Here is a 25,890-nt window from a genome sequence, read left to right as displayed (position 1 = left end):
CTGGGATGGGACCGACCATCGGGAAGCGGCCCCCGGATCACCCCTGGGTGCCCGGTACGAGTGCCGTGCGCCTGGGCCATGCCGTGAACGCCGAACGCCACGTCCGGAGGTCCTCATGTCCGCCGAGCCCCTCTCCACCGCTTCCACCGCCTTTCGTTCCGCCCTCGACGTGATCCGCGCCGTCGAGCCGCGCGTCGCCGACGCCATCGGCCAGGAGATCGCCGACCAGCGCGAGATGCTCAAGCTGATCGCCTCCGAGAACTACGCCTCCCCGGCCACCCTCCTGGCGATGGGCAACTGGTTCAGCGACAAGTACGCCGAGGGCACCGTCGGCCGCCGCTTCTACGCCGGCTGCCGCAACGTCGACACCGTCGAGTCGCTGGCCGCCGAGCACGCCAGGGAACTGTTCGGCGCCCGCCACGCCTACGTCCAGCCGCACTCGGGCATCGACGCCAACCTGGTCGCCTTCTGGGCCGTGCTCGCCCAGCGCGTCGAGGTGCCCGCCCTGGAGAAGGCCGGCGTCCGCCAGGTCAACGACCTCTCCGAGGCCGACTGGGCCGAACTGCGCCGCGCCTTCGGCAACCAGCGCATGCTCGGCATGTCCCTGGACGCCGGCGGCCACCTCACCCACGGCTTCCGCCCGAACATCTCAGGAAAGATGTTCGACCAGCGTTCCTACGGCACCGACCCGGCCACCGGCCTGCTCGACTACGAGGCGCTGCGCGCCTCCGCCCGCGAGTTCAAGCCGCTGATCATCGTCGCCGGCTACTCCGCCTACCCGCGTCTGGTGAACTTCCGGATCATGCGCGAGATCGCCGACGAGGTCGGCGCCACGCTCATGGTCGACATGGCCCACTTCGCCGGTCTCGTCGCCGGCAAGGTCCTCACCGGCGACTTCGACCCGGTCCCGCACGCCCAGATCGTCACGACCACCACCCACAAGTCGCTGCGCGGTCCGCGCGGCGGCATGGTCCTGTGCGACGACTCGCTCAAGGACCAGGTCGACCGCGGCTGCCCGATGGTCCTGGGCGGTCCGCTCCCGCACGTCATGGCCGCCAAGGCGGTCGCCCTGGCGGAGGCACGGCAGCCCTCCTTCCAGGACTACGCCCAGCGCGTCGTGGACAACTCCCGCGCCCTCGCCGACGGCCTGATGCGCCGCGGCGCCACCCTGGTCACCGGCGGCAGCGACAACCACCTCAACCTGATCGACGTCGCCACCTCCTACGGACTCACCGGCCGTCAGGCTGAGGCCGCCCTGCTCGAGTCGGGCATCGTCACCAACCGCAACAGCATCCCGGCCGACCCCAACGGCGCCTGGTACACCTCCGGCATCCGCATCGGCACCCCCGCACTGACCACGCGCGGTCTGGGCACCGCCGAGATGGACGAGGTCGCCGCCCTCATCGACCGCGTGCTGACCACCGCGGAGCCCGGCACCACCAAGTCCGGCGCCCCGTCCAAGGCCGCCCACGTCCTCGACGCGAAGACCGCCGACGAGATCTCCCGCCGTGCCACCGACCTGGTGGCCGGCTTCCCGCTGTACCCGGAGATCGACCTCGGCTGAGGAGTTCCTTCTCGACGTGTCCTGCGGCGGTCCGGCCATGTGCCGGGCCGCCGCGCGCCGCCGTTCGCCGTCGTCAGGCGTCCAGCAGTTCCTGCCTCGGTCCCGGATCCTCCCGGTCCTCCCGTCGGCGGATCAGCGGCAACCGCGTCACGTACGGGCGCAGCACCAGGGCCAGCGCCGCTCCGGCCGCCAGGCCCGGTATCGCCCACCACCAGTCGGTGCCGTCGTCCGTCGCCGGTGCGGCGCGGGTTTCGGAGGCTGCCGCAGTCGCATCCTGGTCCGCCCCGGGGCCGGCCTGCTCCGTCCCCGCCCCGGCCTGCTCCGTCTGCCACGGTGCCGGGTAGTTGTCGGGGGCCGATCCCGTGCCTGTCGTCTTGCCCATCACGCCCAGGTCGAACAGGAACTTGTGCACATCCGACGGGTGTTCGGCGCGGTGCCAGAGGCCGTTCGGCGATTCCGCGAGGTTCCCCGCCGTGTGGATCCACACGTCTTGGCCCATGTCCGCCAGGAAGACCCGGTCCACGCGCCACGGCGTCACGTCGTGCACCATCCACGTCACATTGATCAGCCGGGCCGAGGCCGAAGCCGCCTCCGGCGGCATGTCACGTGTGCCCTTGCCGACGGGGCCGAGCAGTTGCTCCAGCATGCCGTACGCCTTGTCGGAGTTGTACAGCGATGCCGTTTCCCCGCTCCCCGGAGAGACCACCAGCACGCTCGTCGGCCCCCCGGCGGAGGCGGGCGACGCTCCCCACAGCATCAGGGCCAGTGCTGCCGCCAACGCGCCCACGCCCGCAGTCAGTTGTCGAATACTGCCCTTCCATCCGCGCATCCGGACCCCCACTCGGCCGGTCGATCCCCGCGCGGCCCGCCCACGGGCCGCCTGTCACTTCTGGTACACCGCCCGAGCCGCCGGGGTTCCCAGTCGGTCCCCCGCGCATTCCGCGACTTCGGGAGGCGGCCCGGCTACCGGCCCGCCTCCTCGACCGCCTCCGCGATCTCCAGCGCCCGCGCCTTCGACCCCACCCCTTCCAGCCGCAGCGTCACACCGTCTCCGGCCGCCCCCTCACCGTCCACCCCGCCCCCGTGGGCCCACAACAGGGTCGGCCCCGCCGTGCGCTCCGCCCGGGTGAACCGGTGACCGTCCGTGTCCACCATCCAGAAGCTCAGCAGATGAGCCCGCGGGAACCAATAGGCCGACCGCGGGGCTCCGTCCTCATCGCCCTCCCCGCCCAGCGGCAGCCACTCCGGCTGCTCGCGCACGGTCTTGGTGAAGGTGATGTCCAGGCGGCCCGGGAACTCGTCCAGCCGGATCGTCCGCCCCTCCCTCCGCCAGCACAGACTCACCAGGAACCGCCCCCGCGGCAGCCCGCTCACCGTCACCGCGTCCGGGACGCCGAGCGTCTCGGGCACCAGCGGCGTGAACCCCGCCCGCCGCTCCGCCTCACCGAGCGACACCGAGCGCCCGCAGCCCCGCACCTCCGCATCCGGTGAGGGAACCGCCGACGGGTCGTACCGCACCTCGACCCCGCCGAAGCCGAACCAGTCGGTCATCGCCGCCCGCACCGGAGACGTCAGCGCCAGCACCGTCAGCAGCCCGCACACCGCCGCGGCCAACGACCGCCATCGCGCCCGCGTCCAGTGCCGCGCCGCCCGCAGCCGCTCCCCGGCACCCGCCGGCTCGGCCGCCGGAACCGGCACCTGCTCGGCGAGTATCCGCCCCAGTACCCGCTCGACCATCGACTCGGACTCCGCAGCCCCACCCGGCCCGTCCAAGGACCGGCCGAAGGCCCGCAGCTCCTCCCGCAGGCGCTCGGCCTCACCGTCGTACCGCTCACTCACGCCGTCTCACCCCCTTCCCGGGGCCGGAAGTCGGGCAGCAGGCGCTCCAGCTTGCGCAGGGCGCGGTTCAGGCGGGACTTCACCGTGCCCCGGGGCCAGCCCAGGGCCTGTGCGGTCTCCCGCTCGTCCATCTCCAGCAGATAGCGGTAGGTGACGACCAGCCGGTGCTCCTCGCTCAGCTTCTCCAGGGCGGCCGCCAGCGCCCCGCGGCGCTCCGTCTCCAGCGTCGCCACCGCCGGATCGGCCGACTCCGGTATCACCGGTCGTGTTTCCGCGAACGCCGCCTCACGGTCGGCGAGGGTGTTCCGGCGCACCGCCGCACGCACTGTGTTCCTCGTCTCATTGGCCACGATCGACAGCAGCCACGGCCGGAACGCCATGCCGTCCCGGAACCGGCCCAGCGCGCAGTACGCCTTCACAAAGGCCTGCTGCACCACGTCCTCCGCGTCCGCCCCCGCCCCGAGCGCGGCGGCCGCCCTGAGCGCGATGCCCGTATGGGCCCGCACCAGCTCCGCGTACGCCTCCGGCTCCCCGGCGCGCACGCGTGCGATCACCACAGCCTCGTCGACGATGCGGCCCCCCTCCCGCGTCCTCACACTCTTGTTACACCGCCGGACACGGATCGGTTCCCACCTGTTCCCGGTCGGTTCCGGACCGCCCCCCGCGGCCTGAGAGAATGGTGAACATGGCTTCTCCGCGCGTGCTCTCCGGTATCCAGCCGACCTCCGGCTCGTTCCACCTCGGCAACTACCTCGGTGCCGTCCGCCAGTGGGTCGACATGCAGAACACCCACGACGCGTTCTACATGGTCGTCGACCTGCACGCGATCACGGTCCCGCAGGACCCGAGGCAACTGCGGGAGAACACCCGTGTCGCCGCCGCCCAGCTCCTCGCGGCCGGCCTCGATCCGGACCGCTGCACGTTGTTCGTCCAGAGCCACGTCCCCGAGCACGCGCAGCTCGGCTGGCTGATGAACTGCATCACCGGCTTCGGCGAGGCCTCCCGGATGACCCAGTTCAAGGACAAGTCCGCCAAGCAGGGCAGCGACCGTGCCACCGTCGGCCTGTTCACGTACCCGATGCTGATGGTCGCCGACATCCTGCTCTACCAGGCCGACCAGGTCCCGGTCGGTGAGGACCAGCGCCAGCACCTGGAGCTGACCCGCGACCTCGCGGACCGCTTCAACCAGACCTACGGCGACACCTTCACCGTCCCGAGCGCGTACATCCTCAAGGAGACGGCGAAGATCTACGACCTTCAGGACCCGACCGCCAAGATGAGCAAGTCGGCGGCCACCCAGAAGGGCCTGATCAACCTGCTCGACGAGCCGAAGGCCACCGCGAAGAAGGTCAGGAGCGCGGTCACGGACACGGACACGGTGATCCGTTTCGACCGCGAGCACAAGCCCGGTGTCAGCAACCTCCTGACGATCTACTCGACCCTCACCGGAGCGGGGATCAGCGAATTGGAGGAGCGGTACGCCGGCAAGGGCTACGGTGCGCTGAAGACGGACCTCGCGGAGATCATGGTCGAGTTCGTGACTCCCTTCAAGGAGCGCACCCAGCAGTACCTGGACGACCCCGAGACGCTCGACTCGATCCTGGCCAAGGGCGCGGAGAAGGCACGTGCCGTAGCCGCGGAGACCCTCGCCCGGGCCTACGACCGGGTGGGCTTCCTGAGCGTCAAGCACTGAACGGACCGGGTCGCCGGCCGTACTGAACGCGACCCGGGCACCGGTCCGTACCACCGGACGAGCGCCGTACATCACGTCGGCTGCGCCTGCCCGGGACGGGGCCGTGGTCGTACAGTCAGGTAGAGGGTGACCGCTTCGGCGGTCACCAGGTGCTCAGCGGAATCACCATCACAACGAAGGAGACGACGTGGGGACCGTAACGATCGGTGTGTCGATCGCGGTCCCGGAGCCCCACGGCAGCCGGCTTCAGCAGCTGCGCGCGGGCTTCGGCGACGCCGCTGCTCACGGTATCCCCACGCATGTCACCCTGCTGCCGCCGACGGAGGTCGACGAGGGCGACCTGACGGCCGTCGAGGCGCATCTGAGCGAGGTAGCCGCGACCGGTCGGCCGTTCCCCATGCGGCTGTCGGGCACCGGCACCTTCCGGCCGCTGTCGCCGGTCGTGTTCGTCCGGATCGTGGAGGGCGCCGAGGCCTGCACCTGGCTGCAGAAGCAGGTCCGCGACGCGTCCGGTCCCGTCGCCCGTGAGCTGCAGTTCCCGTACCACCCGCACGTCACCGTGGCGCACGGGATCGACGAGGCGGCGATGGACCGCGCCTTCGAGGAACTCGCCGACTACGAGGCGCACTGGCCCTGCACCGGCTTCGCGCTCTACGAACAGGGCGCCGACGCGGTGTGGCGCAAGCTGCGGCAGTTCCCGTTCGGCTCGCTGGTGGTGCCGCCGCAGGCCGGGCGCGCGGACTGCGACTCCGTCTCCGCGCGCTGACAGGGGTTCCGGCCCGGCGGGACGGGGGCAGAGGCGGTTCATGGACTGGCTGAAGAGGATCCCGGTCGTCGGCCCGTGGGCGGTAAGACTGATGCGCACGCACGCGTGGCGGTCGTACGAGCGGATGGACCGCGTGCACTGGACGCGGCTGGCCGCCGCGATGACGTTCACCAGCTTCGTCGCGCTGTTCCCGCTGCTCACGGTCGCCGCCGCGATCGGCGCCGCCACGCTCGGCCAGGAACAGCAGGACGCCCTCCAGAAGAAGATCACCCAACAGGTGCCCGGCATCGCGGACCAGCTGGACATCGGGGGCCTGGTGCAGAACGCCGGGACCGTGGGCCTCATCGCCGGTGCCGCCCTGCTGTTCATCGGCATCAGCTGGGCCGGATCCATGCGCGAGTGCCTGCGCGCGGTGTGGGAGTTGCCCGACGAGGGGGAGAACCCCGCCCTGCGCAAGGCCAAGGACGCGGGCATCCTCGTCGGTCTCGGCGGCGCGGTCCTGATCACTCTGGGCGCGTCCGCCGTCGCCTCCGCGATGGTCGGCCGGATCAGCAGGGGCATCGGGCTGGAGGAGGGCGGCTGGGGCGGGATCGTGCTGCACGTCGCGGCCTTCGCGGTCGCCGTGGGAGCCGACTTCCTGCTCCTGCTGTACGTCCTGACCCTGCTGCCCGGTGTCGAACCCGCCCGCCGCCGTCTGGTGGTGGCCGCGCTCACCGGCGCGGTCGGTTTCGAACTGCTGAAACTTCTGCTCAGCGGCTACATGCAGGGCGTGGCCGCGAAGAGCATGTACGGCGCGTTCGGCGTCCCGGTGGCCCTGCTGCTGTGGATCAACTTCACCGCGAAACTGGTCCTGTTCTGCGCCGCCTGGACCGCGACGACGCAGAACGAGGAGACCGGGCTCACGGTCGCGGGCGGCGGCGCACCAGGTCCGGCAGTGGCCAACGGCGGTTGACCAGGAACGCCCCGCCCGCGAGCAGCACCAGCGCCCCGCCCGTGACGGCGAGCGCGGTCCCCATGCCGTCGGCGCCGCCCCCGGCCGGGGCGCTCGCCACCGGCTCGGCGCCCGCGGCGCCGGGCGTGGCGTCACCGGCGCCGCCCGCCTCGCCGGGGGAGGCGGAGGCGTCCGCCTGGGCGCCGGCCCGCACGGCGCTCTTCGGCGGTACCAGCTCACCCACCGGCTCGACCTTGCCGACCGCCTTGAAACCCCAGTCGAAGAGCTTCGCGGTCTCCTTGTAGACCGCGTTGCTCCCGCCCTTCTCCGGGTTCATCACGGTGACGAGCAGCACGGTGCCGCCCTGCTCGGCGACCCCCGTGAAGGTCGCGCCCGCGTTGGTGGTGTTGCCGTTCTTCACACCCGCTATGCCCTCGTAGACGGGCACGTCGTAGTCGCCGGACAGCAGCCGGTTGGTGTTCTGGATCTCGAAGGACGTGCGGACCTTCTTGCCCTTCTTGTTCTTCTTCGTCTCGCCCGGGAAGTCGGCGCGGACCGTCGAGGCGTACTCCCGGAAGGCCTTCTTCTGCAGCCCGGAGCGGGCTATCAGCGTCAGGTCGTACGCGGAGGACACCTGTCCCTCGGCGTCGTAGCCGTCGGGGCTGACCACGTGCGTGTCGAGGGCCTGGAGCTCCTCGGCGTGCTCGTTCATCTCCTTGACGGTGTTCTCGATGCCGTCGTTCATCGCCGCCAGCACCCGCACGGCGTCGTTGCCGGAGCGAAGGAAGACGCCGAGCCACAGGTCGTGGACGGTGTAGGTCTCCTCCTCCTTGATCCCGACCATGCTGGAGCCGGGGCCTATGCCGGCGAGGTCGGAGGGGGCGACCTTGTGCTCGGCGGATCCGGGCCACTTCGGCAGCAGCGTGTCGGCGAACAGCATCTTCAGGGTGCTCGCCGGGGCCAGCCGCCAGTGCGCGTTGTGCGCGGCGAGCACCTCGCCGGACTCGGCGTCGGCGACGATCCAGGAACGGGCCGACAGTTCCTTCGGCAGCACCGGTACCCCGCTCGCGAGGTTGACCTGCGTTCCCGGCTGCCCGAGCCGGGCGCCGCCCACCGACGACATGGTCGCCGGGGGAGTGGCCGAAGGACTGCTCGAAGGGCTCGGCACCGCGAGTGCGACGGGAGCGGTCAGCGCGGTGGACAGCAGAATGGCGGAAGTGACCAGCAGCGATCGCCGGATGGAGTTTTTGGGTGCGGGCACGGACGGAAACGTACATGCCCTGCCCATGGAAGTCCCCTTTCCGTCCCCACCCCGCGAACGGAACCGGACGCCGTCCGGCGATACTGGATCCATGCCGTGCCCGTCCGGGGGACACCCCCTGGCCTCCTGGCCGACTCCGGGTGCCCGGCGTTGCGATGAAAGGTTCGATCTGGTGAAGCTCAGCCGCCCCGTCTCCTGGTTCCTGCTCGCCTTCGGGGTGTGGAGCTGGATCATCTGGATCACTTTCGTCAAGAACCTGGTCAAGGACGGCAGCGGGCTCGCGTTCGACGACGGCGAGCCGACGGCGTACTTCTGGGTCCATCTGCTGCTGGCCGTCGTCTCCTTCGTATTGGGGACGGTCGTCGGAGCCATCGGGTTGCGTGGTCTGCGCGCACTGAGCCGGACGTCACGCACGTCGTAACGGAAAACTGGGGAACACCGCACCGTGCCCATCGTCTTCGTACTCGTCGCACTGCTGGTCCTCGCCGTTCTGGTGACGGGCAACTGGTACATGTGGCGCCGTCTGTTCCGCGACACGACCCGGGGGCCGGGTGCCGTGCGCCGCTGGGGCGTCCTGGTGTTCGCCGGGGGCTGGGCGCTGACCTTCGCGGCCTTCTTCGCCACGCGCAGCGGTGCCCCGTTCTGGCTCAAGCAGGTCCTGGCCTGGCCGGGCTACCTCTGGCTGGCCCTGTGCCTCTACCTGCTGCTGGCGGTGCTCGCGGGTGAGGTCGTACGCCCGGTACTGCGCCTGGTCCTGGAGCGCCGGGCGGCGCGGCGGACGGCACCGGCGCACGAGGAACCGGCGCCGATACCCGCGGGGGCGACGGCCGCCGCACCGGGATCGGCGCAGTCGGCGGACCCGGACGCCCCTGCCCCCGGCGCCGACCCCGCTCCTTCCGCCGCTTCCGTTCTTTCTGCTCCTTCTTCGAGCCTCGTCGGCCCCTCCCGTCGTCTCTTCGTCTCCCGGGTGGTCGCCGGGGCCGCCGCCGCGGCGGCCGTCGGGACGGTCGGGTACGGCACGCACGGCGTGGTGCGCGGACCGCGGGTGAAGCGGGTCACCGTGCCGCTCGCCAAGCTGCCCCGCGCGGCGCACGGTTACCGGATCGCGGTGGTCAGCGACATCCACCTGGGACCCGTTCTCGGCCGGGGCTTCGCGCAGAAGGTCGTCGACACGATCAACTCGACCCAGCCCGACCTGATCGCCGTCGTCGGCGACCTGGTGGACGGCAACGTGAAGGAACTCGGCCCGGCCGCGGCCCCCCTGGCGCAGCTGACGGCACGGCACGGCTCCTTCTTCGTCACCGGGAACCACGAGTACTTCTCCGGTGCCGAGGAGTGGGTCGAGGAGGTGCGCCGGCTCGGTCTGCGTCCCCTGGAGAACGCCCGCACGGAACTCCCGCACTTCGACCTCGCCGGGGTGAACGACCTGGCCGGTGAGAACTACGGCCAGGGCCCCGACTACGCGCGGGCGCTCGGCGACCGGGACCGGGCACGCGCGTGCGTGCTCCTCGCCCACCAGCCGGTGATGGTCCACGAGGCCGTCGACCACGGCGTCGACCTCCAGCTCTCCGGCCACACCCACGGCGGCCAGCTCTGGCCCGCCAGCTACCTCGCCGCCGCCGCCAACCCGACCCTCGCGGGCCTGGACCGGTACGGCGACACCCAGCTGTACGTCAGCCGCGGCGCCGGTGCCTGGGGCCCGCCGACCCGGATCGGCGCGCCGTCGGACATCACGGTGATCGAACTGGCGTCGAAGCAGACCTGAGGGCGTCCCCGTGCTCCCGCGCGCGGGTCGTGGTCAGCCGAGCGGCGCGGGGCGGCCGTGCTCGGCGGATGCCGTGCCGCGGGGTTTCGCCGGGTCGGGCAGGGCTCCGGTCAGGCCCGGCAGGAAGTCCGTGAACAGTTCGTGGACCTCGCGGACCAGGGGGCGCAGTACGCGGAAACGGGCCAGGGCGACACCCCGCGCGGTGATGCGGGCGCCGCGCTCGGCGAGGCGGTGACTGCGCTCGCGGTCCTCGGTGCGGTCGAAGATCCAGTACAGGATGAGGCCCATCTGGGCCAGCCACATCAACTCGGGCAGCACCTCGCGCAGTTCCGGTGCGACCTTGGCCCCCGACCCGGCCAGCACCTCCTGGTGGACGCCGATCGCCAGCACGCGCGCGTGCTCCGACTCGGGGGAGAAGGGGCTGAGCGGGCTGTCCGGGTCGGCGGCGTTCTTGAAGAACTGCACCGCGAACTCGTGGTACGGCGTGGCGATGTCCAGCCACGCCTTCAATACGCCCGCGAGCCGGGCCTCCAGTTCGGTCTCCCGGTCCAGGATCTCCCGGACCACCTGCCGGTGCTCGGCGGCGATCCGGTCGTAGAACCCCTGGATCAGGTGTTCCTTGCCCTCGAAGTAGTAGTACGCGTTGCCGACGGAGACCCCGGCCTCCGTGGCGATGGCCCGCATGGTCGTCCTGTCGTACCCGCGCTCCTGGAACAGCCGCATGGCCGTCTCCAGGATCAGGGCACGGGTCTGCTCGGACTTGCTGGGTGCGGCGCCGTTGCCGGGGCCGTCGTTCTTCGCGGGCACGGGAGGAGAGCCTAACGGCATGCCGGAGGGCCCCCGGCCGGGAGGAAGACCCCGCAGGGCGGCGCGGGGACCGTCCTGACTCACGTCGCGGGTACGGCCGGTGGTCACGGCCGGCGCCCGAGCTGAGGGCGCTTGGTGTAGTCGGTCAGGCCGACCACGTTCCCCCAGGGGTCGGCGAACTCGACGGTCCAGCCGGTGGCGCCCGAGAAGGGCCCGTCGAGCAGACCGATCCCGGCACCGCTCAACGCCTCGGCGGCGACCAGGGCGTCGGGCACCTCCAGCCACACCCGCACGGAGGGCCACACCGGCGGCCGACACCCCAGCCCCTCCTCGAGCCGCAGCACCACGCCGGGCGTCTCGCCGCCCACCTTCAGCTGGACGATCCCGGCCTCGTCCAGCCGGAAGCCGACGGGAAACCCGGCCCGGCCGTAGAACCCGACGGCCTCGTCGAGGTCCCCGACGGGCAGCAGAACATGGTCGAACCCGAGCAGTTCGTAGGACTCGTCACCTGACATGACGTCACATTAGGTGCTTTCCGTCCGAAGTGAGCAGATGAGGGGGCAGAGCGGTGAAGGGCCACTCTTTCGGAGGGACGGCCGAGGCGGAGCCCCGACTTCGCCTCGGCCGTCCGCGCCCTGCCGGATGACCGGCAACGACCGCACCGGCAAGCAGGGCCGCGTGCTGAGCGGCTGACGCCGTCCGGGACCTGCCCGGCGGCACGAACGGACCGCGGGCCCCGATCCAGTGGATCGGGGCCCGCGGTCGTCACGGCGAAGGACGCCGGAAGGACATCGGAAGGACGTCAGAAGCGGCGCGTGATGAGCGCCCGCTTCACCTCCGCGATCGCCTTGGTGACCTCGATGCCGCGCGGGCACGCGTCCGTGCAGTTGAAGGTCGTCCGGCAGCGCCAGACGCCGTCACGGTCGTTGAGGATCTCCAGGCGCTGCTCGCCGGCCTCGTCACGCGAGTCGAAGATGAAACGGTGCGCGTTGACGATCGCGGCCGGACCGAAGTACTGGCCGTCGTTCCAGAAGACCGGGCACGAGGACGTGCAGGCGGCGCACAGGATGCACTTCGTCGTGTCGTCGAAGCGCTCGCGGTCCTCGGCGGACTGCAGCCGCTCACGCGTCGGCTCGTTGGTCTCCTTCGTGATCAGGAAGGGCATCACGTCCCGGTACGCCTGGAAGAACGGCTCCATGTCCACGACCAGGTCCTTGAGGACCGTGAGGCCCTTGATGGGCTCGACCGTGATCGGCTTCTCGGGGTTGAGGTCCTTGATCAGCGTCTTGCACGCCAGGCGGTTGGTGCCGTTGATCCGCATGGCGTCGGAGCCGCAGATGCCGTGGGCGCAGGAGCGGCGGAAGGTCAGGGTGCCGTCCAGGTCCCACTTGATCTTGTGCAGCGCGTCGAGGACACGCTCCTTGGGGTCGATCTCCAGCTGGAAGTCTTCCCAGGTCGCCTCGGCGGAGACCTCCGGGTTGAAACGGCGGACCCGGACGGTGACGGTGATGTAGGGGGAGTCGGCGAAACCGGGCTCGGGCGATCCGGCCGCGTCCGCCTTGTCCAGAACAGGGGTAGCCATCAGTACTTACGCTCCATCGGCTGGTAGCGGGTCTGGACGACCGGCTTGTAGTCGAGACGGATGGACTCGGTGCCGTCGTCGCCCACCTCGCGGTACGCCATGGTGTGGCGCATGAAGTTGACGTCGTCGCGGTTCGGGTAGTCCTCGCGGTAGTGACCGCCGCGGGACTCCTTGCGGGCCAGCGCGGAGACGGCCATGACCTCGGCCAGCTCGAGCAGGTTGCCCAGCTCGATGGCCTCCAGCAGGTCGGTGTTGAACCGCTTGCCCTTGTCCTGGATGGCGACGTTCTTGTAGCGCTCGCGCAGCTCCCCGATCTTCTCGACCGCCGTCTTGATCGTCTGCTCGGTGCGGAACACCATGACGTTGGCGTCCATGGTCTCCTGCAGCTCGCGGCGGATCTCGGCCACCCGCTCGGTGCCGGTGGAGGACCGCAGCCGCTCGATCTGCTCGGTGACGAACGACTCCGGGTTCTCCGGCAGCTCGACGAAGTCGGTCGTGTGCGCGTACTCGGCCGCCGCGATGCCCGCCCGCTTGCCGAACACGTTGATGTCCAGCAGCGAGTTGGTGCCCAGGCGGTTGGCGCCGTGCACCGACACGCACGCGACCTCGCCGGCCGCGTACAGGCCCGGCACGACGGTGGTGTTGTCCGCCAGGACCTCGCCCTGGACGTTCGTCGGGATGCCGCCCATGGCGTAGTGCGCGGTCGGCTGGATCGGGATCGGGTCCGTGTACGGCTCGATGCCCAGGTAGGTGCGCGCGAACTCCGTGATGTCGGGCAGCTTGGCGTCCAGCTGCTCCGGCGGGAGGTGGGTCAGGTCCAGGTAGACGTGGTCGCCCTCGGGGCCGCAGCCGCGGCCCTCGCGGATCTCCGTGTAGATGGACCGGGACACGACGTCACGGGAGGCGAGGTCCTTCATGACCGGCGCGTACTTCTCCATGAAGCGCTCGCCGTCCTTGTTGCGCAGGATGCCGCCCTCACCGCGGGCGCCCTCTGTCAGCAGGATGCCCATGCGCCAGATGCCGGTCGGGTGGAACTGGAAGAACTCCATGTCCTCCAGCGGCAGCCCGCGCCGGTACACGGCCGCCTGGCCGTCACCGGTCAGGGTGTGCGCGTTGGACGTCACCTTGAAGAACTTGCCGTTGCCGCCGGAGGCGTAGACCACGGACTTCGCCTGGAAGACGTGGATCTCACCGGTGGCCAGCTCGTACGCCACCACACCGGCCGACTTCTTGACGCCGTCGACCTCGGTGATCAGCTGGTCCAGGACGTAGAACTCGTTGAAGAACTCCACGCCCTCCTTGACGCAGTTCTGGTACAGCGTCTGGAGGATCATGTGACCGGTGCGGTCGGCCGCGTAGCAGGAGCGGCGGACCGGGGCCTCGCCGTGGTTGCGGCTGTGGCCGCCGAAGCGGCGCTGGTCGATGGTGCCGTCCGGGGTGCGGTTGAACGGCAGGCCCATCTTCTCCAGGTCGAGGACGGAGTCGATGGCCTCCTTCGCCAGGATCTCGGCGGCGTCCTGGTCGACCAGGTAGTCACCGCCCTTGACCGTGTCGAAGGTGTGCCACTCCCAGTTGTCCTCCTCCACGTTGGCCAGCGCGGCGGCCATGCCGCCCTGCGCGGCGCCCGTGTGGGAGCGGGTGGGGTAGAGCTTGGTCAGGACGGCGGTGCGGCTGCGCTTGGTCGACTCGATGGCCGCGCGCATGCCCGCGCCGCCGGCGCCGACGATGACGGTGTCGTACTTGTGGATCTTCATGTTTCTCGCAACCCCGTGCCTAGCGGATGTTCGGGTCGAAGGTGAAGATCACCAGCGTGCCCAGCAGGATGGTGAACACCGTGGCGGTGTAGAGCAGGCCCTTGAGCCACAGCCGGGTGTTCGTGCGTTCCGCGTAGTCGTTGATGACCGTGCGCAGGCCGTTCGCTCCGTGCAGCATCGCGAGCCACAGCATCAGCAGGTCCCAGACCTGCCAGAACGGCGAGGCCCAGCGGCCCGCCACGAAGGCGAAGCCGATCTTGGAGACGCCGCCGTCCAGGACGAGCTGGATCAGCAGGTGCCCGATGACCAGGACGACCAGGACGACGCCGGACAGGCGCATGAACAGCCAGGCGGCCATCTCGAAGTTGCCCCGGGTGCTCTTCGGGGTCTTCTTGGTGCGCGCGCGGGGCGGCTCGATGACGGGGGCCGGGTTGTCGACCGAGTAGAGCGAGGCACCCTCGACGGGGCCGATGCCCGAAGCGGTGGATTCAGACGTGGACATTGGCGTCAGCTCCCGAACAGTTCACGAGCGGCGTGGCCGAGCACGGGGTAGATCGCCCCGAGCATCAGCACGACCCACACGGCGACGACGGTCCAGAGCATCTGCTTCTGGTACCGGGCGCCCTGGATCCAGAAGTCGACGGCGATGACACGCAGGCCGTTGAGCGCGTGGAAGAGGATGGCGGCCACGAGGCCGTACTCCAGCAGCGCGACGATCGGCGTCTTGTACGTGGCCACGACGGTGTCGTAGGCCTCCGGGGACACCCGCACGAGGGCGGTGTCCAGCACGTGAACGAACAGGAAGAAGAAGATGAGGACGCCGGTGACTCGGTGAGCCACCCAGGACCACATTCCTTCCCGGCCGCGGTACAGCGTTCCAGCCGGCACGGAAATTTCCTCCGGGAGCGGGGGTTGGGGCCGCGCCGGCTTTCTCCGTGTCGGTCGGGCCCGGCCGGGTACGGTCCACCGGCCCCTAGCATCGTAGCCACGTGTCGCCGCGAGGCCGACAGGGGCCCTGCCGCCGTGATCGAACTGGCACGCTTACGGGCTAGAGAGGCGGCTTCCGAGGTGGAATGTCCGGTGGTGTTCCGGGGAGGGCGCCGGCGGAGCGGATGCCGCGGCCTGTCAGCGGTCCCCGTCCGTGAGGAGGGCGATCAGGCGGCCCCGCGCCAGGCGCCGGAGTTCCTCCCCCGCGACCAGGCGCTCCTCCTCCGGATCGTTGGCCAATCGTGACCGGATGCCTTCGAGCACGTGGTCCAGGGCCTCGTCCGGTTTCAGGTCGTCGACATAGATGACGAACGGGTGCCCGAACCGGCTCTCGTAGGCCGCGTTGGCGGCGTTCAGCGCCGTGTGGGCGGCGGAGTACGCGTCCTCCGGGAGGCCGGGGAGGGCTTCCGCGGTCAGGGCCGCGAGGCGCTCCGCGCGGGGCAGGTCGTAAGCCGCCTCGTCCGCTGCCGCGAGGAGGGAGTCCAGGTTCGGGTACGGGCGGTGGGCCGCGACGCGCACCGCCCAGCCGGGGCTGTGCAGACAGGCCAGGAGGGCGCGCTCGGCGTCCTCGGTGGACGCGGCGTTGAAGCGCTCCAGCGGGGACGGGGCGCCGCCGGGCGTGCCGGTCGAGCCGGGTGTGGCGGGCGTGGGGGTGCCGCGCGACTGTCCGGGTATGGCGACACGGCCGGGGCGATGCGGGAGACGGTGCACAGGCAGCGTGGGTCCTCGGGGGTGTCACGGGTGTGTCGGTGGGTGGGTGTGTCGATGGGTGAGGTGGCGGGGTGATGAGGTGATGAGGTGGTGAGGGATCGAGTAGTGGATGGTGCGAGAGTTGTGTCGTCACGTTATCGAGTGAGTCCATGACGTGTCCGATCGATATCCGAAATTCACCCGGACGGGAGAGTTTCGGAACAGCCCGTCGAGGCCCTTCACCCGTACGAGTCGTAGGTTGGCCGTGTGAGTCAGCACAGGCAGGGCAGTCGTCGGGCACGTCGGGCATCGGTTCGGAAGAAGAAGCAGCGGCGGATGCTGGTCGTGTCCCTGGCCGCGGGAGCGGTGGTCGCGGCGTCCGGGGTGGGCCTCGGGCTCTGGGCGACCTCGGACGACGCCGGTTCCGCCGCCTCCCGGTCCGAGGACTCCGCGGGCTCGCCGCCGGAGCCGAGCCCCACCCGCTCCTACCCCCTGTCCAAGGCGCCCCGGACCATACCCGCCGTCCGCGACCACAGCGCCGAGCGCGGCCCCGGCTGGCGTCCCGAACGTGGTCACCGGGTGGTCGTCGGCGATCCGGCGCTGGCCGACGAGGGCCGCCTCATAGCCGGCGAGCTGGGCCTGACGTACGCGGGGGAGAAGGACGACGAGCGCGCCGGGGACCTGCGCCTGGTGCTGAACAAGGACAAGGGCGCGAACCCCGAGTCGTACACCATGACCGTGCGGGGCGGCCGGGTGACCGTCAGCGCTCCCGCCGAGGCGGGCGTCTTCTACGGCACCCGCACCCTCAAGCAGCAGATACGCGGCGCCGAGACCGCTCCCGAGGGCGTCGTGCGCGACGAGCCCGCCAAGCAGCGGCGCGGGATGATGCTGGACATCGCGCGCAAGCACTTCACCGCCGACTGGATCGAGGACCGGGTCCGCGAGCTCGGCGACCTGAAGTTCAACGAGCTGGGTCTGCACTTCTCCGACGACCAGGGCTTCCGTATCGAGTCCGACTCGCACCCGGAGATCGTGTCCGACCAGCACCTGACCAAGGCGCAGGTCAAGCGGATCGTCGACCTCGCGGCGAGCCGGCACATCACCGTCGTGCCCGAGATCGACTCGCCCGGCCACCTCGGCGCGGTCATCGCCGCCCACCCCGACCTCCAGCTGCGCAACGTGAACGGCGGCGTGGTGCGCGGCGCGATCGACATCTCCAAGGGCGCGTCCGCCGAGATCGTCGACGACCTGCTGAACGAGTACGCCGGGCTCTTCCCCGGCGGGCAGTGGCACCTCGGCGCCGACGAGTACCAGGCGCTGGTGGTCTCCGACCCCGAGGCGTCGTTCCCGAACCTGGCCGCCGCCGCGCGGAAGAAGTACGGCTCCGGCGCCACCGTCGAGGACCTGGCCACCGGCTGGCTCAACGACCGGGCCGACACCGTCCGCGCCCACGACCGCACGCCCCGCGCCTGGAACGACGGCTTCTTCAAGGGCGGCTCGGTGCGGGCCGCCGAGGACATCCAGATCGCCTACTGGACCGGCAAGGAGATCGGTGCCCGCCAGCCGGCGGAGTACCTGAGCGAGGGCCGCGACGTCATCAACTACAACGACGAGTTCCTCTACTACGTGCTCGGGGAGCCGCAGACCTTCGTCTACCCGACGGGCGAGCGGATCTACGAGCAGTGGACGCCGCTGGTGCTGCGCGGCACCACCGCGGTGTCCGCCGAGTACGACGGACAGATCCTCGGCGGGTCCTTCGCCGTCTGGTGCGACCTGGCGAACTCCCAGACCCAGGAGCAGGTCGCGGCCGGGATACGGATGCCGCTGCGGGCGACGGTGCAGAAACTCTGGGACCCGGACGGTGAACCGGAACTGTCCTGGGCGGAGTTCCGGGCCCTGGCGGACAAGCTGGGCTGAGCCGGCGGTTGCGACAAGGTCACGAACGGACGGATTGCGGCGTATTCCTGCGAACCCCCGTGCGACTGTGGTGGTCTTCTGTCGAGTCGAGACCGACACGGGGGGAATACCGGCACATGGGCTACTGGGGGTATTTCGTCGTGGGCCGTGGGGAGCGGCCGCTCGCCGAACTGGACGCGCTGGCCGGCGCCCGGGGCATGACCCTGCGCACGTCGGCACCGGGCGGCTGGCAGATCTGGGAGTACCCGAGCGGTGACGGCGGCATCGGGAACATGAACGACCTCGCCGGACAGACGGGCGCGCCCGCGTTGTTCGGCTACGTGATGGACAGCGCCTGCGTGGTGGTGGAGGCGGCGGCGCCGGAGAGCGGCGCGTGGACGACCTGCCTGGCACGCGCCGCGACGGCGGGCTACCTCGGTGCGGGGACGGGCGGCGGGGAGCAGGACGGTGTGGAGCGGGACGGTGTGGAGCGGGAGGGGCTCACGCTGGAGGACTACTTCCTCGAGCCCCGGGACGCCGCGGACCGTGCCGTCGAATGGGCCGCCGAGGCCGGCCACACCGTGTCCGCCGAGGCGCTGGTCGAGGTCCTGACCGCCGAGCCCGGCCCCGGGACCGTGGCTGAAAACCTCTTCTTCCGCTTACTCGACCGGCTCGGAGTGGTGCCTCTGTGACACTCCCGGGCCGTCGCACGCAGTAAGGGGAAATGCGGCCTCCGCCCCGTGAGGTCCGTGAAAGTGGCCTTGTCAGGGGCCTGCGAAGACCCGCTGAGGGAGACGTGGATGAGTCTGGTGGAACTGATCGCGCAGGCGGACGAGCGCGGGCTGTCCGTGAGCGGGCTGGCTTGTTTGGATCGGTGCGTACCGCTGCTGGGCGGCGACGACGAGACGCTGCGCCCCCTGTGGGCGAGCCTCGCCGAGGACGCCGCCGCCGACGACTGGACGCAGCGGCTGGAGCAGACGCGGGGCAAGCTCGACGGGGCCGCCGACGGTGACGCCGTGGCGCTCGCGCACCGGATGCTCACCACCGCCCCCGCCGAGCGCTCCGCCCCCGCACTGCGGGAGTGGGCCCACGCCTGCTCCGTCGCCGCGCTGCGGATCCACCGGATCCTGGACGGCGCAGATCCCGCCGAGGACGCCACGGACACGGTCGACGCACCCCGCGAAGGCCGTACGGAGGGCATGTCGCCGCTCGTCGCCGCCGAGCTGCGCCGCCAGATCACGGTCCTGGAGGTCCTGGCCGGCCACGGCCCGGCCGGACTGCGCCGCGCGCTCGAGGTGTCGACGGAGGGCCGCCGCGTACTGGTCGCCGCACTGTCCCGCCGGAGCCGCAGAGACGGCTGACCGCCGGGTACCGGCGACCGGCAGGCATCGGCGACCGGCAGGGACGGTCGTTCCGGGTCAGGGCAGGAGCCACTTCACCACGGCCTCCTGCTGCCGTGCCGTGCGCGTGTAGAACGTGGTCAGGTCGCGGTGGGCCGCCGCGAAGGCGTCGCGTGCCTGCGGCTCCACGTCCGGGCCGCCGTAGCGCGGAAGGATCCGGTCACGGGCCCGTCGCCACAGCGTGTCGAAGTCGGCGGTCTTCAGGAAGTCGGCCACCCGGCCGGCCTGGGCCGAGGTCAGCAGCAGGAAGGGCGGCCGGTCCGGGCCGGGCGGGGTGACCGGGCGGCCGCCGAGGACCACGTGGGCCGACGGACCGTCCGGGGTGTGCCGCGGGGCCGCACCGGTGTAGAGGAACTCCTGGTCGAGATACCCCTTGTCCAGGATCTCCTCGCGATGCCGGCCGATGCGTTCGCGCACGGCCTCCCAGTCGTCCTCGAACAGCCGCAGCAGCCAGGCGGGGCTGTTGCGCAGGGCCGGGGGCGGTACGGCGCGTAGATGGAAGTACGTACTCATCGAAGACAGGAGCGCAGCAGGCCCCCGATCCGTCACTCCCGTGTCGACGACCCCGCTCGAACGAGCACGTTCTGTGAGCACGGTGCGGTGGCCCTGGGGCGGTTCCGCGCCGGTTGCGGGACGGGGCGGAACCGCGGTGACGAATCCGTCGGCCCGAGCGCTCTACTGAGTGTGACGACTGCGACGACTGTGACGACACAGCAGGAGACCAGGCCTTCGGCCGCGACCAAGCCCGCGCGGTGGGCGGCGGACATCGTGACGGCGATGCGCGAAGGGGCACGGCTGCGACTCGACTACTCGGTACGCAGTCTGTGGAGCGTCGACCGCACGATCGAGGGCATACGCCAAGAGGCGGCCCCGTACGCCGCAGTGGAGACGGTGCTGCGCGGATTCGGTGCCTATGCCGGTGAGGTGATCGTGCGTCAGACCGGCGGAGAGTGGTGGGCCTCGGGCGGCGACCACTGGGTCCGCACCCCCGACGGCCGCTTCTGGGACCCCGTGGACGAGGCCCGCCGCTGCTACACGGGTGACGGATCACTGCGCCTGCTGTGCCGGGACGCCTCGCGGACGTGACGCGCGGCGCCGCGCACGCACCACGGCCGGGGTTCCGCGTCCCGCACGGGACTCCGGCCGTGGCGCGTGCGCGGATACGGCGCCAGGCCGGTCCGTGGACCCTCGGCCCCTCGCGACTGGAGGGCCGTACGGGGTGGTCGACGAGCTGTGACACTTTCGTGGCGCCGAACGCTGATGACCGTGGGGCGGGCCACGACCCGATGTGCCGCACCAAGCGGTCGCCCCACGAACTCGGTACGGACGAGGACGGTTCTTGGGCAAGGGAGGGGAACCCCGCCGCGCGAAGGCGCACGACGGGGAGCTGGGCGCGGCTGTCGCGCGGGCCCAGGACGGGGACGAGGCCGCCTTCGCCGTGGCCTACCGGCTCGTCCAGCCCGGACTGCTCGGGTATGTGCGCGGGCTGGTCGGTGACGACGCCGAGGACGTGACGTCGGACGCCTGGCTGGAGATAGCCCGCGACCTGGGCAGGTTCAAGGGCGACGGAGCGGGGTTCCGGGGCTGGACGGCGACCATCGCCCGGCACCGGGCGCTGGACCACCTGCGCCGGCAACGGGTGCGGCCCCGCCCATCGACGCTGGAACAGGACGTGCTGGACCTCCCCGGCCGCCAGAGCACGTACGAGATGGCGCTGGAGGCCATTTCCACGGAGCACGCCCTGGCGCTGGTCGCGGGACTGCCCCGGGACCAGGCCGAGGCCGTACTGCTGCGGGTGGTCGTGGGCCTTGACGGCCCCGCCGCCGCCCGCGTCCTCGGAAAGCGTCCGGGCGCGGTACGGACGGCCGCGTACCGGGGTCTGAAACGCCTGGCCGCGCAACTGGGTGTCGAAAGTGTGACGGATGAAGCTTCCCGGACGCTGGGTGAGTCGAAGTGACCCGCGACCGGGACGGCGCGTGACGACGGACGGGGGCGACGCCCCGCTCGGACCGGTCGGCCCCGGAGACCCGCGGCCTCAGGCCCGCAGGGCGTTCTGAACAGGCCGGACGCGCGGAACGTATGCGTCGGTCGGGCCGCACCGCCCGAGCGAGCGGGGCGCGCGGGCCGTGTGGACCGGCCGTGCCGGGCGGGGCCGGGAGTGAACCGAGTGGATCGAGCAGGGACGGAAACGGACATGGGTGAGCGGAGGAGCGACGGCGCGCCGTCCGGCCGTCGGCGTGGGCACCCCGAGGGCGCGTCACAGGGCCATCGCCCGGCCGGACGGGGCCGCCCCGGCTCCGGTCCGCACGATGTCCGTGGCACCGCGGGCCTCGAGGTGCTGCTCGTCCGGGCGCTGGTCCGGGACGGTGTCGACGACGGGGCCGAGCAGCGGGCCGTGGCCGCGTTCCGGGAGGCGCGGGAGACGGGCGCGCATCGCACCGGCGCCCTCACCCGGGGCCGGGACGACTGGCGGCCGCGGGGGCGGCGCCCCGGCCGCTTCTCGGTGAAGGCCACCCTCTCCGTCCTGATCGCCGGTCTCGGCCTGGGCGGGGTCGCCGTCGCCGGGATCGGCGCGGCCGGCTCGGCGGTGGACGGGCCCGGGGAGGGCGGGAGCCGGGGCCGTACCTCGGCTCCGGCCGGCACCTCGGCTCCGCCCAGCGCCTCGGCGTCCGGGGGTCCGTCCGCCGACCGGTCCGCCGGCGCCGGTGCGGACTCCCGGCCCGGTTCCGACTCCGCAGCGCCGGAGCGCCCCACCCGGGCCCGGGACGTCGAGGCCCACTGTCGGGCGTACGAGCGGGTCGAAGGGCGCGGCAAGGCGCTGGAATCGGTCGCCTGGCAGCGGCTCATCGAGGCGGCGGGCGGCGCGGCGAACGTCGACGCGTACTGCGCCGCGCAGTTGCGGCCGACGACGGGTGAGGCGAAACCCGGCGGCACCGGTGCGCCGGCCGACAGGACCGGTGGCGCGGGCGGGGCGGCCGGGAACAGCTCCTCCGGCACCGGTGCTTCGGGCAACGGCATGAGCGACGGCGCAGGCGGCAACGCGAGCAACGGCGCAGGCAACAAGGCGAGCAACGGCGCAGGCAACAAGGCGAGCAACGGTGCGAGCGACAGTCAGGGCAAGCCTGCTCAGCCGGGTGGCGGGAAGAATCCGTAATCCCGTCCCGTCAGCCGCCAAGGCAACGGCCGAGGCCGCCACCCCCCACAGGAGAGGCCCCGGCCGTCGCGCGGCACGGGCCGCGCGGCGGCCCGTAACTCCTACAGCGCCATGCGTGCGTTTTCTGTCACACCGGCCGGTCACAGGTCTGTTGAACCATGCACGTGAACCATGCACGAAAATCACCAACAAGCGTCGCCGGGCATGGACGGGGAGAGGTTTCAGGTCGTAACGTGCCTTTCGCGCCAGGCCGTGAAGGACAAACGACCACAACCACCACGGACCCCGGGGCAGGTCCTAGAGTCCGTAATCGATCGAGCAACCACGACGGCGAGTACCCGGTCCGCGGAAGCGGTGCCGGCTGAGGCGCAGAAGGGCGCGCGCGGTGTTGGGGGACGACGCGGAGTTGACCGCCGCGGTGGGGGCGGCACAGGACGGGGACGAGACCGCGTTCCGCACTGTGTACCGAGCCGTGCATCCGCGATTGCTGGGATACGTGCGCACACTGGTCGGCGATCTCGACGCGGAGGACGTGACGTCCGAGGCCTGGCTGCAGATCGCCCGGGACCTGCAGCGGTTCAGCGGTGACGCGGACCGGTTCCGCGGCTGGGCCGCCCGGATCGCCCGCAACCGCGCACTCGACCACATACGCATGCGCGGGCGCCGCCCCGCGATCGGCGGCGACGAGACCGAACTGGCCGGGCGGGCCGCGGCGTTCGACACCGCAGACCGGGCCATCGAGGCGATGGCCACCGACGGCGCCCTCGCCCTCATCGCCCGACTGCCGCAGGACCAGGCCGAGGCCGTCGTCCTCCGGGTGGTCGTGGGCCTCGACGCGAAGACCGCGGCCGAGACGTTGGGTAAACGGCCGGGCGCCGTCCGCACGGCCGCGCACCGGGGCCTGAAACGGCTGGCCGAGATGCTCGACGGCGATCCGGAGGCACATCCGGAATCCACCGGGGTGCTCGATGCCCTCCCCCTTCAGAGAGAACCGCGCCGCCCCGCGGTGACGTCCGCGAGTGTGACGCACATGCGAGCGCGGACGCAGAAGGACATGTGATGGCCGACGAGCAGTACAGGTGGCTGAACCGCGAAACCGCGGAGCGACTGCTGAACGGAGAGCCACTCGAAGCTGCCGACCCGGCCACCCGTGACCAGGCAGAACGCCTTGCCCGAACGCTCGGCGCGCTCTCCTCCCCACCCCCGCCCCCCTCGGCCGACGAGGAACTCCCCGGTGAGGCAGCCGCGTTGGCCGCCTTCCGCAAGGCGCGCGAGGAACGCGAGGGACAGCTGCACGTCGACCCGTCCGCCGCGCGCCGGGCCGGAACGCGGGCCGCCGACGCCGGGCTGATCCGTATCGGCGCCCCGCGTGCGGACGGTTCCGGAGCCCGGCGGGGGGCCCGCTGGGCGCGCCCCGTGCGCTACGGGCTGGCGGCCGCGCTGACCGTGGGCATGCTCGGTGGAGCGGCGGTCGTGACTGCGACCGGCGTCCTGCCGGCGTTGTCCACGGGGTCCGCGGGGTCCTCGGGCTCCGACCCCACGGCCTCCGCCACGGCCACCACCACCCCCGAACGTCTCCAGCCGCCCCCGCCACAGGGGGACCCGCGGGGCGGAGACATACCGGAGAGCGACCCGGGCAAGCGGTCCGGGGACGGCGAAGCGGCTGCGGGGCAGGAGGGGGACGAGCCGGGCGCCGACGAGGACGCCGACGAGGACGAGGACGGCGGTACGGCGGAGCGCCCGGGCGACCCGGCGGTCGGTGCCGGTCGCGGGCAGATCGCCTCGGCCTGCCGCGCGCTGCGTGACGGCAGGAAGCTCCAGGACAGCCGCAAGCGAGTCCTGGAGAACGCCGCGGGCGGCCCCTCCCGGGTCGGGCCGTACTGCGAGAACGTCCTGGCCGCCCGGGCCGGGGGAACCGGCTCAGGCGGCGGCACGAGCTCCGGCAACAGCTCCGGTTCCGGCTCCACGGCGCAGAACAACGGCGACTCCGGCACCCGCAACAAGGGCAGGGGCAACGGAAACAACGGAAACAACGGAAACGGCGGAAGCAAGAGCAACAAGGGCAACAACGGCAACCGGGGCGCGGGCAACGGCAACGCCAACAGCGGTGGCAACAACGCCAACGGCGGCAACAACGCCAACGGCGGCAACAACGGCAAGGGTGCCAACAAACCCGGCTGACCTGTGGCTTTGCGGGCTTTGGCCACCTCTTGGCCGCCATGTGTGACGTTTTCGGCCGCCGGGGCGCAGTAATGAGTGAGCCGACTGGTCATCGGCTTCGGCACTGAGCCAGGGTTCCCCCCGTACCTGTGGCTCGTGCCTCTCGGCGCGGGCGGGACACGTTCCCCCGGTCCTGCCCGCGCCCTTCTCACCCCTCCGTGCCCGCGTGGCGCTCACCCGTGGACGACGACCTTGTCGCCGGTGCGCACCTGCCCGTACAACCGGGCGATGGCGGCCTCGTCCCGCACGTTGACGCAGCCGTGCGAGGAACCGGCGTAGCCCCGCGCGGCGAAGTCCGCCGAGAAGTGCACGGCCTGGCCGCCGCTGAAGAACATGGCGTACGGCATCGGCGAGTCGTAGAGCGTCGACCAGTGGTCGCGGGACTTCCAGTAGACCTGGAAGACGCCGTCGCGGGTCGGTGTCGGGTCGGCGCCGAAACGGACGGGCAGCGTCGTCACGGTCCGCCCGTCGATCATCCAGCGCAGGGTGCGGGTGGACTTGCTGATGCACAGCACCCGGCCCGTCCGGCACCGCGCGTCGGGCGCGGCGGCCGGCTGGCCGCCCATCAGGTACAGCTCCCACTTGCCCGGTTCGTGCGTCATACCGAGCAGCCGCTGCCAGGTGACGGTGTCGGTCCTCCCGGTCCGCGGCAGCCCGCGCTTGCCCTGGAACCCCTCGACCGCCTCCCTCGTCCGGCGGTCGTACGTCCCGGTGGGGCCGTCGAACAGCCAGGCCACCTGACGCAGCCGGGCCTGGAGCTCGCGGACGTCACGCCCCGAGTCCCCGGGCGCCCAGAGCACCCGCGCGGGCGGCCGTGGCGGCGCGGCGGTCTCCGCACCGCCGCGGCCGCCTTTTCCTCCGCCGTCGGAACCGGACCCGGAATCCGGGGGCCGGTACGCGGACGGCGTCCCGCTCGGTCTCTCGATGCGTATCGGTGAACGCGGCTTGCCGTCCGCGTCGACGGGCTGCACCGTGCACCCCACGACACCGCCGGTCAGGGCGGCCAGCGCCAGAAGCGCGGCCGCCGCTCTCCCCGTCCCCATGCCCGTACTACGCACGCGGCCCCCCGTCGTCCCACCGGTCGCGGTCGGTCGTCATCCAGGATTCTTCCCTGAGATGTTCCCCGGACGTGACCGCTTCCGAACCACGGGGCATGGTGGTGTGTGACGGGAAGACGGCCGGGGCGGCGTGTGCTGTGTGCGCGGTCCCACCGGCCCTGTGAGCAAGGTCCCAGCGTGCGCCTCTGCACCGGGCCGCACCCGCACGGCTACAGTCCGTCGAGGCGTCGGGTCTTCACTGGCGGGTAACTGACGGGTAACAGGCGAGCGGTCCGAGCAGCACCGCTCAGCGGGAGGCATCACACCATGGCGCGCGAGTCGGGCAGTGCTCGATCCACCGAGAGCGGACTGCCCATCGAACCGGTCTACGGGCCGGAGTCCCTCGAGGGCTGGGACCCGGCCGAGCAACTGGGCGAGCCGGGGAAGTTCCCGTTCACCCGGGGCGTGTACCCGACGATGTACACCGGCCGCCCCTGGACGATGCGCCAGTACGCCGGTTTCGGCACGGCGACCGAGTCCAACG

The 25,890-nt window shown here is 71.6% G+C and carries 28 protein-coding genes; 15 read left to right on the top strand and 13 right to left on the bottom strand.

Annotated features, from left to right (window positions below; translation table 11 throughout):
- Positions 1–115: 115 nt before the first annotated feature.
- Positions 116–1,564, top strand: a complete 1,449-nt coding sequence (locus AB0I73_RS07165; protein ID WP_363034621.1) for a glycine hydroxymethyltransferase — start codon at positions 116–118, stop codon at positions 1,562–1,564.
- Positions 1,565–1,637: 73 nt separating this feature from the next.
- On the opposite strand, the gene AB0I73_RS07160 is transcribed toward AB0I73_RS07165, so the two are convergent.
- From AB0I73_RS07160 to AB0I73_RS07150, 3 genes are all read right to left on the bottom strand, one after another.
- Positions 1,638–2,393 (bottom strand): hypothetical protein, encoded by a 756-nt coding sequence (locus tag AB0I73_RS07160; protein WP_363034619.1) that lies wholly within the window; start codon positions 2,391–2,393, stop codon positions 1,638–1,640.
- A 134-nt stretch (positions 2,394–2,527) separates the two neighbouring features.
- The gene (locus AB0I73_RS07155) at positions 2,528–3,403 is read right to left on the bottom strand and encodes a hypothetical protein (protein ID WP_363034617.1); all 876 of its coding nucleotides are present in this window, start codon (positions 3,401–3,403) and stop codon (positions 2,528–2,530) included.
- The gene (locus tag AB0I73_RS07150) at positions 3,400–3,999 is read right to left on the bottom strand and encodes a sigma-70 family RNA polymerase sigma factor (protein WP_363034615.1); all 600 of its coding nucleotides are present in this window, start codon (positions 3,997–3,999) and stop codon (positions 3,400–3,402) included. Before AB0I73_RS07150 ends, AB0I73_RS07155 begins: the two co-directional genes overlap by 4 nt.
- 89 nt (positions 4,000–4,088) lie before the next feature.
- Between AB0I73_RS07150 and trpS the strand changes: the two genes are divergently transcribed.
- The 3 genes from trpS to AB0I73_RS07135 all read left to right on the top strand — a co-directional run bounded on the left by trpS (position 4,089) and on the right by AB0I73_RS07135 (position 6,814).
- A complete protein-coding gene (gene trpS / locus AB0I73_RS07145; RefSeq protein WP_363034613.1) occupies positions 4,089–5,096 on the top strand; it encodes a tryptophan--tRNA ligase in 1,008 nt (335 codons plus the stop codon).
- 187 nt (positions 5,097–5,283) lie between these two features.
- A complete protein-coding gene (locus AB0I73_RS07140) occupies positions 5,284–5,862 on the top strand; it encodes a 2'-5' RNA ligase family protein (RefSeq protein ID WP_109377777.1) in 579 nt (192 codons plus the stop codon).
- A 40-nt stretch (positions 5,863–5,902) separates the two neighbouring features.
- The gene (locus AB0I73_RS07135; RefSeq protein ID WP_363034611.1) at positions 5,903–6,814 is read left to right on the top strand and encodes a YihY/virulence factor BrkB family protein; all 912 of its coding nucleotides are present in this window, start codon (positions 5,903–5,905) and stop codon (positions 6,812–6,814) included.
- On the opposite strand, the gene AB0I73_RS07130 is transcribed toward AB0I73_RS07135, so the two are convergent.
- The gene (locus tag AB0I73_RS07130; RefSeq protein WP_363034609.1) at positions 6,762–8,054 is read right to left on the bottom strand and encodes a D-alanyl-D-alanine carboxypeptidase; all 1,293 of its coding nucleotides are present in this window, start codon (positions 8,052–8,054) and stop codon (positions 6,762–6,764) included. The genes AB0I73_RS07135 and AB0I73_RS07130 overlap by 53 nt on opposite strands.
- A 172-nt stretch (positions 8,055–8,226) precedes the next feature.
- Between AB0I73_RS07130 and AB0I73_RS07125 the strand changes: the two genes are divergently transcribed.
- Both AB0I73_RS07125 and AB0I73_RS07120 read left to right on the top strand, forming a co-directional pair.
- Positions 8,227–8,475, top strand: a complete 249-nt coding sequence (locus AB0I73_RS07125) for a hypothetical protein (RefSeq protein ID WP_363034607.1) — start codon at positions 8,227–8,229, stop codon at positions 8,473–8,475.
- A 24-nt stretch (positions 8,476–8,499) separates the two neighbouring features.
- On the top strand, positions 8,500–9,819 hold the full coding sequence (locus tag AB0I73_RS07120; protein WP_363034605.1) for a metallophosphoesterase: 1,320 nt from the start codon (positions 8,500–8,502) through the stop codon (positions 9,817–9,819).
- A 33-nt stretch (positions 9,820–9,852) separates the two neighbouring features.
- Here the strand turns inward: AB0I73_RS07120 and AB0I73_RS07115 are convergent, their stop codons facing one another.
- From AB0I73_RS07115 to AB0I73_RS07085, 7 genes are all read right to left on the bottom strand, one after another.
- Positions 9,853–10,626 carry a TetR family transcriptional regulator gene (locus AB0I73_RS07115; protein WP_363034603.1) on the bottom strand — a complete coding sequence of 258 codons (774 nt, stop codon included), beginning with the start codon at positions 10,624–10,626 and terminating at the stop codon, positions 9,853–9,855.
- Positions 10,627–10,730: 104 nt separating this feature from the next.
- The gene (locus AB0I73_RS07110) at positions 10,731–11,141 is read right to left on the bottom strand and encodes a VOC family protein (protein ID WP_363034601.1); all 411 of its coding nucleotides are present in this window, start codon (positions 11,139–11,141) and stop codon (positions 10,731–10,733) included.
- Positions 11,142–11,428: 287 nt separating this feature from the next.
- Positions 11,429–12,208, bottom strand: coding sequence for a succinate dehydrogenase iron-sulfur subunit (locus AB0I73_RS07105; RefSeq protein ID WP_109377786.1), 780 nt, complete (start codon positions 12,206–12,208; stop codon positions 11,429–11,431).
- A complete protein-coding gene (gene sdhA, locus AB0I73_RS07100) occupies positions 12,208–13,962 on the bottom strand; it encodes a succinate dehydrogenase flavoprotein subunit (protein WP_363034599.1) in 1,755 nt (584 codons plus the stop codon). Before sdhA ends, AB0I73_RS07105 begins: the two co-directional genes overlap by 1 nt.
- A gap of 19 nt (positions 13,963–13,981) precedes the next feature.
- The gene (locus AB0I73_RS07095) at positions 13,982–14,464 is read right to left on the bottom strand and encodes a succinate dehydrogenase hydrophobic membrane anchor subunit (protein ID WP_363034597.1); all 483 of its coding nucleotides are present in this window, start codon (positions 14,462–14,464) and stop codon (positions 13,982–13,984) included.
- A 5-nt stretch (positions 14,465–14,469) separates the two neighbouring features.
- Positions 14,470–14,850: a succinate dehydrogenase, cytochrome b556 subunit gene (sdhC, locus tag AB0I73_RS07090; protein WP_109377789.1), complete on the bottom strand. Its 381-nt coding sequence runs from the start codon at positions 14,848–14,850 to the stop codon at positions 14,470–14,472.
- Between the two features lie 237 nt (positions 14,851–15,087).
- A complete protein-coding gene (locus tag AB0I73_RS07085; protein ID WP_363034799.1) occupies positions 15,088–15,546 on the bottom strand; it encodes a 2-oxo-4-hydroxy-4-carboxy-5-ureidoimidazoline decarboxylase in 459 nt (152 codons plus the stop codon).
- Between the two features lie 429 nt (positions 15,547–15,975).
- Here AB0I73_RS07085 and AB0I73_RS07080 point away from each other — a divergent pair, with 429 nt between their 5' ends.
- The 3 genes from AB0I73_RS07080 to AB0I73_RS07070 all read left to right on the top strand — a co-directional run bounded on the left by AB0I73_RS07080 (position 15,976) and on the right by AB0I73_RS07070 (position 18,896).
- A complete protein-coding gene (locus AB0I73_RS07080; protein WP_363034594.1) occupies positions 15,976–17,556 on the top strand; it encodes a glycoside hydrolase family 20 protein in 1,581 nt (526 codons plus the stop codon).
- A gap of 116 nt (positions 17,557–17,672) precedes the next feature.
- The gene (locus AB0I73_RS07075) at positions 17,673–18,227 is read left to right on the top strand and encodes a hypothetical protein (protein ID WP_363034592.1); all 555 of its coding nucleotides are present in this window, start codon (positions 17,673–17,675) and stop codon (positions 18,225–18,227) included.
- 108 nt (positions 18,228–18,335) lie between these two features.
- Entirely contained in the window at positions 18,336–18,896 is a 561-nt protein-coding gene (locus AB0I73_RS07070) for a hypothetical protein (RefSeq protein WP_363034590.1), read from the top strand.
- A gap of 57 nt (positions 18,897–18,953) precedes the next feature.
- Here AB0I73_RS07070 and AB0I73_RS07065 read toward each other — a convergent pair whose 3' ends face one another.
- The gene (locus tag AB0I73_RS07065; protein WP_363034588.1) at positions 18,954–19,448 is read right to left on the bottom strand and encodes a DUF1877 family protein; all 495 of its coding nucleotides are present in this window, start codon (positions 19,446–19,448) and stop codon (positions 18,954–18,956) included.
- Between the two features lie 189 nt (positions 19,449–19,637).
- Between AB0I73_RS07065 and AB0I73_RS07060 the strand changes: the two genes are divergently transcribed.
- The 5 genes from AB0I73_RS07060 (at position 19,638) to AB0I73_RS07040 (ending at position 24,270) form a co-directional block, all read left to right on the top strand.
- Complete coding sequence (locus tag AB0I73_RS07060) at positions 19,638–20,021, top strand: hypothetical protein (RefSeq protein WP_363034586.1); 384 nt, start codon at positions 19,638–19,640, stop codon at positions 20,019–20,021.
- Positions 20,022–20,274: 253 nt separating this feature from the next.
- Positions 20,275–20,892 (top strand): RNA polymerase sigma factor, encoded by a 618-nt coding sequence (locus AB0I73_RS07055; RefSeq protein ID WP_363034584.1) that lies wholly within the window; start codon positions 20,275–20,277, stop codon positions 20,890–20,892.
- 237 nt (positions 20,893–21,129) lie between these two features.
- Positions 21,130–22,089, top strand: a complete 960-nt coding sequence (locus AB0I73_RS07050) for a hypothetical protein (protein WP_363034582.1) — start codon at positions 21,130–21,132, stop codon at positions 22,087–22,089.
- A gap of 385 nt (positions 22,090–22,474) precedes the next feature.
- Positions 22,475–23,149, top strand: a complete 675-nt coding sequence (locus AB0I73_RS07045; RefSeq protein WP_363034580.1) for an RNA polymerase sigma factor — start codon at positions 22,475–22,477, stop codon at positions 23,147–23,149.
- A complete protein-coding gene (locus AB0I73_RS07040; RefSeq protein ID WP_363034578.1) occupies positions 23,149–24,270 on the top strand; it encodes a hypothetical protein in 1,122 nt (373 codons plus the stop codon). The genes AB0I73_RS07045 and AB0I73_RS07040 overlap by 1 nt, the downstream gene beginning before the upstream one ends.
- Before the next feature lie 212 nt (positions 24,271–24,482).
- Here the strand turns inward: AB0I73_RS07040 and AB0I73_RS07035 are convergent, their stop codons facing one another.
- Complete coding sequence (locus AB0I73_RS07035) at positions 24,483–25,352, bottom strand: L,D-transpeptidase family protein (protein ID WP_363034576.1); 870 nt, start codon at positions 25,350–25,352, stop codon at positions 24,483–24,485.
- 321 nt (positions 25,353–25,673) lie between these two features.
- On the opposite strand from AB0I73_RS07035, the gene AB0I73_RS07030 reads away from it, so the two are divergent.
- A partial coding sequence (locus AB0I73_RS07030; protein ID WP_363034574.1) for a methylmalonyl-CoA mutase family protein occupies positions 25,674–25,890 on the top strand: 217 nt, incomplete at its 3' end.

Source organism: Streptomyces sp. NPDC050388 (genome assembly GCF_040655635.1).
GTDB lineage: Bacteria > Actinomycetota > Actinomycetes > Streptomycetales > Streptomycetaceae > Streptomyces.
This window is presented reverse-complemented; position numbering and strand designations above follow the sequence as displayed.